The sequence below is a fragment of the Pseudomonas sp. MPR-R2A5 genome (assembly GCF_058793055.1).
Map to the genome: position 1 here is coordinate 59,841 of NZ_JBXAFK010000043.1, position 12,936 is coordinate 72,776.

The following is a 12,936-nucleotide window of genomic DNA, read 5'->3' on the forward strand; positions in this document are numbered from 1 at the left end:
ACGCGACCGAGACATTGCATAAAGTTATTGAGCCGGTGACGGAGAATTGACGGAGCTTTGACGCACCGGCGGTTTTGCAAGGGCTGGTGCAGTTTGTGTGCCAGCCCGCTTCAAGGCCGCGTCCGGTGTTGCATTGGCGGTGCCGGTACCGGTCAGGCTGCGGCGTACATCCAGGTTACGTGACACCACCAGCACCACGCGGCGGTTACGCGCGCGGCCTTCCACCGTGGCGTTGTTGGCCACCGGCTGGAACTCGCCATAGCCCACCGACGCCAGCCGCCCGGGGTTCACACCCTGCATGGCCAGCATGCGTACGATGCTGGCGGCACGGGCCGAGGACAGCTCCCAGTTGGTCGGGTATTGCGCGGTGCTGATCGGGATATTGTCGGTAAAGCCTTCGACATGGATCGGGTTTTCAAACGGCTTGAGGATCGCCGCCACCTTGTCGATGATCGTAAACGCCTGGTCGCTCGGCATCGCATCGGCGCTGGCGAACAGCAGGCTGGAATTGAGTTCGATCTCCACCCACAACTCATTGCCGCGCACGGTCATCTGGTTGGAACTGATCAGGTCGCCAAATGCGGCGCTGATGTCGTCGGCGATGCTTTTCAGCGGGTCGCTGGTGCCACCCACGCCAGCCGCGGTTTCATCGCTGTCGTTGACCAGCGGCTTGGCCGGGGTCACCGTCTTGGGCCGCTCCTCACCGATGGGGATGGGCTTGAGCGAGCGATCGGCGTCGTTGAATACGCCGATCAACGCCTGTGAAATCACTTTGTACTTGCCTTCGTTGATCGACGAGATGGAATACATCACCACGAAAAACGCGAACAGCAAGGTGATGAAGTCCGCGTAGGACACCAGCCAGCGTTCGTGGTTGACATGTTCTTCAGGCTCGCGACGGCGACGGCTCACAGACGATTACCTCCGCACAACGAATCACCTGTAGGAGCAAGCTTGCTCGCGAAAAATCCGAGAGCCACGCGTTCATCCAGGATGCCCGCGTTATCGTTGACCCTTTTCGCGAGCACGCTCGCTCCTACACCTTTCATGTACATCAATCCATGAAGCCCTGGAGCTTCAATTCGATGGAGCGCGGGTTCTCGCCCTCGGCAATCGAGAGGATGCCTTCGAGCAGCATCTCGCGGTAACGGGACTGGCGCATGGCGATCGACTTGAGCTTGCTGGCCACCGGCAACAGCACCAGGTTGGCACTCGCCACGCCGTAGATGGTGGCGACGAACGCCACGGCAATGCCGCTGCCCAGTTGCGAAGGGTCGGCGAGGTTGCCCATCACGTGGATCAGGCCCATTACCGCACCGATGATGCCGATGGTCGGCGCGTAGCCGCCCATGCTTTCAAAGACTTTGGCCGCGTTGATATCGCGGCTTTCCTGGGTGTAGAAGTCCACTTCCAGGATGCTGCGGATTGCTTCCGGCTCGGCGCCGTCCACCAGCAATTGCAGGCCCTTGCGCGCGTAGCTGTCAGGCTCGGCATCGGCCACGCCTTCCAGGCCCAGCAGGCCTTCCTTGCGAGCGGTGAGGCTCCAGTTGACCACCCGATCGATGCCACCCGGAAGGTCGACGCGTGGCGGAAAAATAATCCATATCAGGATCTGCATGGCGCGCTTGAATGAGCTCAAGGGCGACTGCAGCAACGCGGCGCCCACGGTACCGCCAATCACGATCAAGGCCGCCGGGCCGTTGGCCAATGCGCCGAGGTGACCGCCTTCGAGGTAGTTGCCGCCGATGATCGCGACAAACGCCATGGTGATACCGATCAGGCTCAAGACATCCATCAGAGGCAAGCCTCCACCAGATACTTGCCGATGTCGTCGAGGCTGTAGACGGCGTCGGCCAGGTCCGCCTTGACGATGGCCATGGGCATGCCATAGATCACGCAGCTGGCTTCATCCTGGGCCCAGATCGCACTGCCACCCTGCTTGAGCAACCGCGCGCCTTCACGGCCGTCGGCGCCCATGCCGGTGAGGACCACCGCCAGAACTTTGTCGCCGTAGGACTTGGCCGCCGAACCAAAGGTGATATCCACGCACGGCTTGTAGTTGAGGCGTTCATCGCCTGGCAGGATTTTGATCGCGCCACGGCCATCGACCATCATCTGCTTGCCACCCGGCGCCAGCAGCGCCAGGCCAGGGCGCAGGATGTCGCCATCCTCGGCTTCCTTGACGCTGATACGGCAGAGCTTGTCCAGGCGCTCAGCGAACGCTTTGGTGAAGGCCGCAGGCATGTGCTGGATCAACACGATCGGCGCCGGGAAGTTGGCCGGCAACTGGGTCAATACCCGTTGCAGCGCCACCGGGCCACCGGTGGACGTGCCAATAGCCACCAACTTGTAAGCCTTGCGCTTGGGCGCTTGCGAATAGGCGCTGGGCGCCGACGCACGGGCCGGGGCCACGGCTGGCCGGGCAACAGGCGCCGGGGCCGGACGACCGAACGCGGTGCTGGTGGGTGCAGCCGGGGGCGCGACCGGTGCTGCGGGCGCCGGTGCAGGCGCACTGAACAGGCTGCGACGGTTGCTGCGGGAAATGCTGTGCACCTTCTCGCACAGCATCTGCTTGACCTTCTCGGGGTTGCGCGAGATGTCTTCGAAGTTCTTCGGCAGGAAATCCACCGCGCCAGCATCCAGCGCATCCAGGGTGACCCGGGCGCCTTCGTGCGTCAGCGAGGAGAACATCAATACCGGGGTCGGGCAGCGCTGCATGATGTGCCGGACTGCCGTGATGCCATCCATCATCGGCATTTCGTAGTCCATGGTGATCACGTCCGGCTTCAACGCTATCGCCTGATCAATCGCCTCTTTGCCGTTGGTGGCCGTACCGACCACCTGGATGGTTGGATCGGCGGAAAGAATTTCCGAGACGCGGCGGCGGAAGAAACCCGAATCGTCCACCACCAGGACCTTGACTACCATAAACACTCCGTTAGGCGGGACGGGCAATACCGCCCTGCCCCACCAGAATCAAATACGCCGTGCGGCGTAACGCTTGAGCATGCTCGGAACATCGAGAATCAGCGCGATCCGACCGTCACCGGTGATGGTCGCGCCCGACATGCCCGGGGTTCCCTGCAGCATTTTGCCCAAAGGCTTGATGACCACTTCTTCCTGGCCCACCAGTTGATCGACCACAAAGCCGATACGCTGGGTGCCCACCGAAAGGATCACCACGTGGCCTTCGCGCTGCTCTTCATGGGCAGCCGATGCCACCAGCCAGCGCTTGAGGTAGAACAATGGCAGCGCCTTGTCGCGCACGATCACCACTTCCTGGCCGTCCACCACGTTGGTGCGTGACAGGTCGAGGTGGAAGATCTCGTTGACGTTGACCAGTGGGAAGGCGAAGGCCTGGTTGCCCAGCATCACCATCAGGGTCGGCATGATCGCCAGGGTCAACGGCACCTTGATGACGATTTTCGAGCCCTGGCCCTTGGTCGAGTAGATATTGATCGAGCCGTTGAGCTGGCTGATCTTGGTCTTCACCACGTCCATGCCCACGCCACGGCCCGACACGTCGGAAATCTCGGTCTTGGTCGAGAAGCCTGGAGCGAAGATCAGGTTGTAGCACTCGGTGTCGGTCAGGCGGTCGGCGGCGTCCTTGTCCATCACGCCACGCTTGACCGCGATATTGCGCAGGATCGCCGGGTCCATGCCCTTGCCGTCATCGGTAATCGACAACAGGATATGGTCGCCCTCCTGCTCCGCCGCCAGGATCACCTTGCCGTTGCGGGACTTGCCCGAGGCTTCGCGTTCTTCCGGGGTTTCCACGCCGTGGTCGACGGCGTTGCGCACCAAGTGGACCAAGGGGTCGGCCAGGGCCTCGACGAGGTTCTTGTCGAGGTCGGTTTCTTCACCCACCAGTTCCAGGTTGATTTCTTTCTTGAGCTGGCGAGCCAGGTCGCGAACCAGGCGTGGGAAGCGGCCGAAGACTTTCTTGATCGGCTGCATCCGCGTCTTCATCACGGCGGTCTGCAAGTCAGCCGTGACCACGTCGAGGTTCGACACAGCCTTTTGCATGGCTTCGTCGCCGCTGTTCAGGCCCAGGCGCACCAGACGGTTACGCACCAGCACCAGTTCGCCGACCATGTTCATGATGTCGTCCAGTCGTGCGGTATCGACCCGTACGGTGGTTTCGGCTTCACTGGCAGGCTTGTCGGCTACGGCAGCGGCAGGCGCACGCGCGGCGGCCGCGGCGGCTGGCGCTGGGGCTGGCGCCGGTTTGGCGGCAGCAGGCGCGGCGGCCTTGGCCGGTGCCGGTTTCGCGGCCACGGGGGTAGCAGTCGCCGCAGCAGCCGGGGCCACTTCGGTGAACTTGCCCTTTCCGTGCAATTCGTCGAGCAGGGCTTCGAATTCGTGATCGGAGATCAAGCCGTCGTCAGCAGGGGCCGCAGCGGCGCCCGGTGCAGCTGGCGTCGGCGCCGCGCCAGTGGCCGCGACTTCCGGCAAGGCATCGGCGGCAAAGGTGCCCTTGCCATGCAACTGGTCGAGCAACGCTTCGAATTCGTCGTCGGTGATATCGGTACTGGCCGTTGCCGCCGGCGTTTCCGGGGCAGCCGCAGTGGCCACGGCATCAGCCGCGAACTGGCCTTTGCCATGCAACTGGTCGAGCAGGGATTCGAACTCTGCGTCGGTAATGTCTTCGCTGGTCGGCTCGGCAGGCGCAGCGGCCGCGGGTGCGGGTACGGCCGACGGTGCTTCAGCCTCGGCCTTGACCGCATTGAGAGAGTCGAGCAACTGCTCGAACTCGCTGTCGGTGACATCCGCTTCGGCTTCGACCACCGGCTCTGGCGCCGCTTCCACCACCGGCGCGGCCGAGGTGTCGGCAGGTTCTGCCAGGCGCGCCAGGGCGGCCAGCAGTTCCGGGGTGGCTGCGGTGATCGGGGCACGTTCGCGCACTTCGCTGAACATGCCGTTGACCGCATCCAACGCTTCGAGGATTACATCCATTAACTCCGAGTCAACGTGACGCTCACCCTTGCGCAGGATGTCGAACACGTTTTCGGCGATGTGGCAGCACTCCACCAGCTCATGGAGCTGGAGGAAGCCGGCGCCCCCTTTTACAGTATGAAAACCGCGAAAAATTGCATTGAGCAGGTTCGCATCATCCGGGCGGCTTTCCAGCTCGACCAGTTGTTCGGACAGTTGCTCTAAAATTTCGCCGGCCTCTACAAGGAAATCCTGAAGGATTTCTTCATCGGCGCCGAAGCTCATGGGTGTGCTCCTTAGAAGCCTAAACTGGATAACAGGTCATCTACGTCATCCTGACCTGACACAACGTCTTCACGTTTATCGGCATGAATCTGCGGACCTTCACCCTTGGCGAGATGTTTTTGTGGATCTTTTTCAGAGAGGATCGCTTCGCGGTCATGTTCGATGCCGGCGAAACGGTCGACCTGGCCGGCCATGAGTACCAATTTGAGCAGGTTGCTTTCCACTTCGGTGACCAACTGGGTCACACGCTTGATCACCTGACCGGTCAGGTCCTGGTAATCCTGGGCGAGCAGAATGTCATTGAGGTTGCTGGAAACCGTACGGTTTTCCTGCTCGCTGCGTGACAGGAACCCTTCGACCCGACGGGCCAGCTCACGAAACTCTTCTGCGCCGACTTCACGGCGCATGAAACGACCCCAGTCAACGCTCAGCGCCTGGGCTTCCGTGGCCATGCCGTTGACCAGGGGCGTGGCGTTTTCCACCAGGTCCATGGTGCGGTTGGCCGCTGCCTCAGTCAGCCTGACCACATAGGACAGGCGTTCGGTGGCGTCGGTGATCTGCGAAATCTCTTCGGCTTGAGGCATGTGCGGGTCAATCTGGAAATTGACGATCGCACTGTGAAGCTCGCGTGTGAGCTTGCCCACCTCCTGGTACAGGCCGCGGTCACGGGTCTGGTTGAGCTGATGGATTAACTGCACCGCATCGCCGAACTGGCCTTTTTCAAGGCTGTCGACCAGCTGGTGAGCATGTTTTTTCAGGGTCGACTCAAAGTCGGCCTGCGATGATTCTTTTTGCTCCATAGCTCCCCCGTGGCAGCATTAGCCGTGGATGCGTTCGAAGATTTTTTCGATCTTCTCTTTCAAGGCCTGCGCAGTGAATGGTTTGACCACATAGCCGTTAACCCCGGCTTGGGCGGCTTCGATGATCTGTTCACGCTTGGCTTCGGCGGTCACCATCAGCACGGGAAGACTGCGCAGTTTTTCGTCGGCACGCACGTGGCGCAACAAGTCGATACCCGTCATGCCCGGCATGTTCCAATCGGTTACCAGAAAGTCGATGCTCCCGCTGTTGAGGATCGGAATCGCCGTAAGGCCGTCATCCGCCTCGACCGTGTTTGTGAACCCAAGGTCACGCAACAGGTTTTTTATGATCCGCCGCATCGTTGAGAAGTCATCAACGATGAGGATTTTCATGTTCTTGTCCAATTCGACCTCCAAGCAGTCTTAAACGCGCCCAGCACCTGGACGCGCCATTTCAATCAACAGGCGTTACACAAAAAGGACTGCCCAGGGCACCACGGTTAGCCCCCGCGGCGGCCAAGGCCCTCGCGGTTGCGTCTGCAGTGTCCCCACACTGCCTGTCAGCGCGCGCGCCACTCTCCCAATCGCCCCCGCAAGCGGGCCGCGCACTGGCTGTGCAGCTGGCTGACACGCGATTCGCTGACCCCCAGGACCTCACCGATTTCCTTGAGGTTCAGCTCTTCGTCGTAGTACAGCGCCAACACCAGTCGCTCACGCTCCGGCAAATTGGCAATTGCGTCGGCCAATGCGCCCTGGAAGCGTTCATCCTCCAGGTCACGCGACGGCTCCATATGCGTACTCGCGCCGTCCTCGTGCAACCCTTCGTGTTCGCCGTCCTGCAACAGGTCGTCGAAACTGAACAGGCGGCTGCCCAAGGTATCGTTCAAAATCCCGTAATAATCGTCGAGACTCAATTGGAGTTCGGCCGCAACTTCATGATCTTTAGCGTCGCGACCGGTTTTTGCTTCAATTGACCGAATTGCGTCACTGACCATGCGCGTATTGCGGTGTACCGAACGCGGCGCCCAATCGCCTTTGCGCACCTCATCGAGCATCGCGCCACGGATACGGATACCCGCATACGTCTCGAAACTCGCGCCCTTGCTCGCGTCGTATTTGGTCGACACTTCGAGAAGGCCGATCATGCCGGCCTGGATCAGGTCTTCGACCTGGACACTGGCGGGGAGGCGTGCCAGCAAGTGATAGGCGATGCGTTTGACCAAAGGCGCGTAACGCTCGATCAACTCACCCTGACTGTCACGGGCGGACTTCTTGTAGGCGTTGTAGCCGGTCGCTGTCATAGCACGGGTCCTGCGCTCGTCTGATGCACCAATCGCTCGACGAAAAACTCCAGATGCCCCCGAGGGTTGGCGGGCAACGGCCAAGTATCGACCTTCTGAGCAATAGCCTTGAACGCCAAGGCGCATTTCGAACGAGGGAACGCTTCGTAGACTGCACGCTGCTTTTGCACAGCCTTGCGCACACACTCGTCATAGGGAACTGCGCCGACGTATTGTAGGGCGACATCGAGAAAGCGATCCGTGACCTTGGTCAACTTGGCGAACAGGTTGCGGCCTTCCTGCGGGCTTTGGGCCATGTTGGCCAGCACGCGGAAGCGGTTCATGCCGTAGTCGCGGTTAAGCAGTTTGATCAGGGCATAGGCGTCGGTGATCGAGGTGGGTTCATCGCAGACCACCAGCAACACTTCCTGCGCGGCGCGCACGAAGCTGACCACCGACTCGCCGATCCCGGCGGCGGTGTCGATCACCAGCACGTCGAGGTTGTCGCCGATATCGCTGAACGCCTGGATCAGACCGGCATGCTGCGCCGGGCTCAGGTGCACCATGCTCTGGGTGCCCGAGGCGGCCGGTACGATACGGATCCCACCGGGGCCCTGGAGCAGCACATCACGCAGCTCACAGCGGCCCTCGATCACATCGGCGAGGGTATGTTTGGGCGTCAGTCCCAGCAGAACGTCGACATTCGCCAGCCCCAGGTCAGCATCCAGCAGCATGACGCGACGGCCAAGCTCTGCCAGCGCCAGGGACAAATTCACTGACACGTTAGTTTTCCCGACGCCACCTTTGCCGCCGGTCACCGCGATCACCTGTACGGGATGCATGCTGCCCATTTTATTTCTTTACCTTGTCTTGCTTAGACGCAGGCTACATGGCTTGGCCGCGTGAATCGCTTGCAGACCATCGATGTAGATACATTTCACGGTGTTCATACTGACTCAACCCACCCGTTTTGCCGGGTTGTGGTAGAGGTCAGCGAACATGTCGGCCATCGCTTCCTCGCTAGGCTCTTCTTGCATTTGCACGCTGACGGCACGGCTGACCAACTGATGACGGCGCGGCAGATGCAGGTCATCCGGGATCCGCGGCCCGTCGGTCAGGTAGGCGACCGGTAGTTCATGACTGATGGCCAGGCTCAACACCTCGCCCAGACTCGCCGTTTCATCAAGCTTAGTCAGGATGCAGCCGGCCAGCCCGCAGCGCTTGTAGCTATGGTACGCAGCGGTAAGAACTTGTTTTTGGCTGGTGGTTGCAAGCACCAGGTAATTTTTAGACTTGATGCCACGCCCGGCCAGGCTTTCCAGTTGCAGGCGCAAGGCCGGGTCGCTGGCTTGCAGCCCCGCGGTGTCGATCAGCACCACGCGTTTGCGCAGCAACGGGTCGAGCGCGTTGGCCAGCGACTGGCCCGGGTCGACGTGGGTCACCGACACATTGAGGATGCGGCCCAGGGTCTTGAGTTGCTCCTGGGCGCCGATACGGTAGCTGTCCATGCTCACCAGCGCGATATTCGAAGCGCCGTATTTGAGCACATAACGGGCCGCCAGCTTGGCCAGGGTGGTGGTCTTGCCCATGCCGGCAGGGCCGACCATGGCGATCACACCGCCCTCTTCCAGGGGTTCGATTTCCGGAGTGGCGATCATCCGCGCCAGGTGGGCCAGCAACATGCGCCAGGCCTGGCGAGGTTCTTCGATTTCGGTGGTCAGCGCCAACAGGTCGCGGGACAACGGGCCAGACAGGCCGATGCGTTGCAGGCGACGCCAGAGGTTAGCCTGGTGTGGTTTGCTGCCTTGCAACTGGGTCCAGGCCAGCGAGCCCAACTGCACTTCCAGCAATTCACGCAGGCCGTTGAGTTCAAAGCGCATCGAATCGAACACGCGCTGGTCGACTGCGGCAGCCGGCGCGGGCGCTGCAGGACGTGGCGGTTCTTTGAACGTAGGTTCGACCAGCGGCTCGGCAGCGGTCAGCGGCAAGCCGGCGAACAACTGGCGATTGGTGGTGGCATCGCTGTCACCCCGCATGCTCAGCTCAGCCTGGGCCGACACAATGCGCGAGGCGGTCTTGCGCAGCTCGTCTTCGAGTTCCATGTTCGGCACGCGCGGGGCCAGCGCCGAAGGGGTGTAGTCCAGGGCAGCCGTCAGCTCGACACCGCCAGCAATACGGCGGTTACCGATAATCGCAGCGTCGGCGCCCAGCTCATCACGGACCAGTTTCATGGCCTGACGCATATCGGCGGCGAAAAAACGCTTTACTTGCATAACCCACTACCTCAGCCGTTGGGCCCAACTGTCGCGACGATGGTCACTTGCTTATTGTCAGGAATTTCCTGGTAAGCCAATACGTGCAAATTCGGTACTGCCAGGCGTCCAAACCGCGACAACATCGCTCGGACCGGGCCTGCTACCAACAGAATCACCGGCTGGCCCTGCATTTCCTGGCGCTGCGCCGCGTCGATCAACGAACGCTGCAGCTTTTCAGCCATGCTCGGCTCCAGCAGGACACCCTCTTCCTGGCCAAGTCCGGCCTTCTGAATACTATTGAGCAATATTTGTTCCAACCTTGGTTCCAAGGTGATCACAGGCAGCTCGGAGTCAAGCCCCACAATGCTTTGCACGATTGCGCGGGACAATCCGACACGCACCGCAGCCACCAGCGCGGCAGTATCTTGACTCTTGGCGGCATTGTTGGCGATAGCCTCGGCGATGCTGCGAATATCGCGTACCGGCACCTGTTCGGCGAGCAACGCCTGCAGCACTTTGAGCAGCTGCGACAGCGACAGCACGCCCGGCACCAGCTCTTCGGCCAGTTTTGGCGAGGCTTTGCTGAGCAACCCCATCAATTGCTGGACTTCTTCGTGGCCGATCAGCTCGTGTGAGTGCTTGTACAGAATCTGGTTGAGGTGGGTGGCGACCACGGTGCTGGCGTCCACCACGGTGTAACCCAGCGACTGCGCCTGGCTGCGTTGGCTGATTTCGATCCACACCGCTTCCAGGCCAAAAGCCGGATCTTTGGCGGTAATGCCGTTGAGCGTGCCGAACACCTGGCCGGGGTTGATCGCCAGTTCGCGGTCGGGGTAGATCTCGGCTTCCGCGAGGATCACGCCCATCAGGGTCAGGCGGTAGGCGCTGGGGGCTAGGTCGAGGTTGTCGCGGATGTGTACGGTGGGCATCAGGAAGCCCAGGTCCTGGGACAGCTTCTTGCGCACCCCCTTGATCCGCGCGAGCAATTGCCCACCCTGGTTGCGGTCGACCAGCGGAATCAGGCGGTAGCCGACTTCCAGGCCGATCATGTCGATCGGGGTCACGTCGTCCCAGCCCAATTCCTTGGTTTCCTGGGCACGGGCCGGGGATGGCAGCAGTTCCTGCTGGCGCGCGATCTCTTGCTGGGCCTTCACCTTGATCGTGTTCTGTTTTTTCCAGAACAGGTAGGCGCCACCCGCCGCCATGGCCGCCATGCTGAGGAACGACACATGGGGCATGCCGGGCACGAGCCCCATGATCGCCATGATGCCCGCCGCCACGGCCAGCGCCTTGGGCGAGGCAAACATCTGCCGGCTGATCTGCTTGCCCATGTCTTCGGAGCCCGACGCACGGGTCACCATGATCGCCGCAGCTGTAGATAACAACAGTGATGGCAATTGCGCCACTAAACCGTCACCGATGGTCAGCAAGGCATACACCTTGCCGGCATCGCCGAAGGTCATGCCGTGCTGGAAGATCCCGACCGCCATGCCGCCGATCAGGTTGATGAACAGAATCAACAGGCCCGCGATGGCGTCACCGCGTACAAACTTACTGGCGCCGTCCATGGAGCCATAGAACTCGGCTTCCTGGGCCACTTCCAGGCGGCGCGACTTGGCCTGGTTCTGATCGATCAGGCCAGCGTTGAGGTCGGCGTCAATGGCCATTTGCTTGCCGGGCATGGCGTCGAGGGTAAAGCGCGCGCTCACCTCGGAAATCCGCCCGGCACCCTTGGTCACCACCACGAAGTTGATGATCATCAGGATCGCGAACACCACGATACCGACCACGTAGTTACCGCCGATCACCACCTCACCGAAGGCCTGGATCACCTTGCCTGCGGCAGCATGGCCGTCCTGGCCGTGGAGCATCACCACCCGCGTGGAGGCCACGTTCAGCGCCAGCCGCAGCAGGGTCGCAATCAGCAGGATCGTCGGGAACACCGCGAAATCCAGCGGCCGCAGGGCATACACGCAGACCAACAGGACGACGACGGACAAAGCGATGTTGAAGGTGAAGAACACATCGAGCAGGAACGGCGGCATCGGCAACATCATCATTGCCAGCATCACCAGCAACAACAACGGCACACCCAGGTTGCCCCGTGACAAATCAGTCAGGGTGCCACGGGCCGTGCTGAGCATTTGAGAGCGATCTACCACCGGTATTCCCCGTATCCCTTAAAGCAAACTTTTGACGCCAGTTGGCGACTTGAAGGCGGTATTGCAAGAAGCCTTCCAACTTTGCTTTTGAGGGTATGGATCGCTACAGGCGCCCGAGTTCTACCGGATATACACCGTTCAAATGTGGGAGGGGCGGTGCGACGATTCGACTTGCCCCCGATTGCAGTGTGTCAGGCCAAGAACAGGTGACTGATGCGCCGCTATCGGGGGCAAGCCCCCTCCCACCTATCGGAGGTGCATCCATCCGTTGCCACCTGGGATATGCCGGGGTCATTGAATTGGGCGGGGCAAAACGCGAAGGTGCGCTGGGCGTTGCGCAGTTGATCGGGCTGGCAAAGCTGCTGGCTGACAGAGTGCTGGAGGACAGCGAGCACTTGATGGCCTGATGGCTGATCGTTCCTGCAGCACCCTGCAGGAACGATCATCAAGCTCATAGGACACGTACGTTGGCAGCCTGCGGGCCCTTTTGGCCTTGAGTGACCTCGAACTCGACCTTTTGATTCTCCTCAAGGCTTTTGTAACCCGCAGACTGAATCGTCGAGTAGTGGACAAAAAGATCCGGACTGCCGTCGTCGGGAGTGATGAAGCCAAACCCCTTCTCTGCGTTGAACCACTTCACAGTACCCGTAGCCATAGCCGTTCTCCGAATACTTCAATTAAGGACCTGCACAGGTGTCGTCAGATCAGTTTTACGTCATAGGCATAGATGCCATCCGGTCGATGGATCATCAGGAACGAGACTTTCTGACCCTTCGAAAGCCTGTGTCCACCCGAGCCACGCCGATCTACTGACACGTCGTCCCCGCCTTCATCCGGCGCAATAGAGCCCTTGCCGGTCTTCTGGTTATAAGCTTTGACTCTGCCTGTAAATGGCTTCATCACTTCACATCCTGCATCTTGTTGCGCAGTGCCTGAGGCAATAGAAACGCGATAAGGCGATGGTGGCTACTGTCAAAGTTGACAGGTTGAGGGGTGTTTGCGATGAGCGGTCATAGGGGAAGGAGAGCACATTTGTGGCGAGCGGGCTTGCCCCGCGTCGGGCTGCGAAGCGGCCCCAAAAACAGACACTGAGTTGCGCCTGAAGGACTGCGGTGTTCCTGCCGGGGCTGCTTCGCAGCCCGACGCGGGGCAAGCCCTAATGCCGTTCAGTTAAGGCTTTTTTGTAGGAGCGAGCTTGCTCGCGAAGAACTCACAGGCG

General features: G+C 60.8%; 12 protein-coding genes. All 12 read right to left on the minus strand.

The window, feature by feature from the left end; all coding sequences use genetic code 11:
- Window positions 1-24 precede the first annotated feature (24 nt).
- Window positions 25-912: a flagellar motor protein MotD gene (gene motD / locus AC1Q6I_RS25960; RefSeq protein WP_069076742.1), complete on the minus strand. Its 888-nt coding sequence runs from the start codon at window positions 910-912 to the stop codon at window positions 25-27.
- Between the two features lie 142 nt (window positions 913-1,054).
- Complete coding sequence (locus tag AC1Q6I_RS25965) at window positions 1,055-1,795, minus strand: flagellar motor protein (protein WP_024076690.1); 741 nt, start codon at window positions 1,793-1,795, stop codon at window positions 1,055-1,057.
- Window positions 1,795-2,928 (minus strand): protein-glutamate methylesterase/protein-glutamine glutaminase, encoded by a 1,134-nt coding sequence (locus AC1Q6I_RS25970; protein ID WP_102624822.1) that lies wholly within the window; start codon window positions 2,926-2,928, stop codon window positions 1,795-1,797. Before AC1Q6I_RS25970 ends, AC1Q6I_RS25965 begins: the two co-directional genes overlap by 1 nt.
- A 48-nt stretch (window positions 2,929-2,976) precedes the next feature.
- Entirely contained in the window at window positions 2,977-5,220 is a 2,244-nt protein-coding gene (locus tag AC1Q6I_RS25975; RefSeq protein WP_102624821.1) for a chemotaxis protein CheA, read from the minus strand.
- A gap of 11 nt (window positions 5,221-5,231) precedes the next feature.
- Complete coding sequence (locus tag AC1Q6I_RS25980; protein ID WP_024076693.1) at window positions 5,232-6,020, minus strand: protein phosphatase CheZ; 789 nt, start codon at window positions 6,018-6,020, stop codon at window positions 5,232-5,234.
- Window positions 6,021-6,038: 18 nt separating this feature from the next.
- On the minus strand, window positions 6,039-6,413 hold the full coding sequence (locus tag AC1Q6I_RS25985; RefSeq protein WP_160385018.1) for a chemotaxis response regulator CheY: 375 nt from the start codon (window positions 6,411-6,413) through the stop codon (window positions 6,039-6,041).
- A gap of 167 nt (window positions 6,414-6,580) precedes the next feature.
- Window positions 6,581-7,321, minus strand: a complete 741-nt coding sequence (gene fliA, locus AC1Q6I_RS25990) for an RNA polymerase sigma factor FliA (RefSeq protein ID WP_024076694.1) — start codon at window positions 7,319-7,321, stop codon at window positions 6,581-6,583.
- The gene (gene fleN, locus AC1Q6I_RS25995; protein ID WP_003192912.1) at window positions 7,318-8,151 is read right to left on the minus strand and encodes a flagellar synthesis regulator FleN; all 834 of its coding nucleotides are present in this window, start codon (window positions 8,149-8,151) and stop codon (window positions 7,318-7,320) included. The genes fliA and fleN overlap by 4 nt, the downstream gene beginning before the upstream one ends.
- Window positions 8,152-8,256: 105 nt before the next feature.
- Window positions 8,257-9,573: a flagellar biosynthesis GTPase FlhF gene (gene flhF / locus AC1Q6I_RS26000; RefSeq protein WP_024076695.1), complete on the minus strand. Its 1,317-nt coding sequence runs from the start codon at window positions 9,571-9,573 to the stop codon at window positions 8,257-8,259.
- 11 nt (window positions 9,574-9,584) lie between these two features.
- The gene (flhA, locus tag AC1Q6I_RS26005; RefSeq protein WP_041160990.1) at window positions 9,585-11,699 is read right to left on the minus strand and encodes a flagellar biosynthesis protein FlhA; all 2,115 of its coding nucleotides are present in this window, start codon (window positions 11,697-11,699) and stop codon (window positions 9,585-9,587) included.
- A 469-nt stretch (window positions 11,700-12,168) separates the two neighbouring features.
- Entirely contained in the window at window positions 12,169-12,372 is a 204-nt protein-coding gene (cspE, locus tag AC1Q6I_RS26010; RefSeq protein WP_024076698.1) for a transcription antiterminator/RNA stability regulator CspE, read from the minus strand.
- A 44-nt stretch (window positions 12,373-12,416) separates the two neighbouring features.
- Complete coding sequence (locus tag AC1Q6I_RS26015; RefSeq protein WP_024076699.1) at window positions 12,417-12,617, minus strand: cold-shock protein; 201 nt, start codon at window positions 12,615-12,617, stop codon at window positions 12,417-12,419.
- Window positions 12,618-12,936 lie beyond the last annotated feature (319 nt).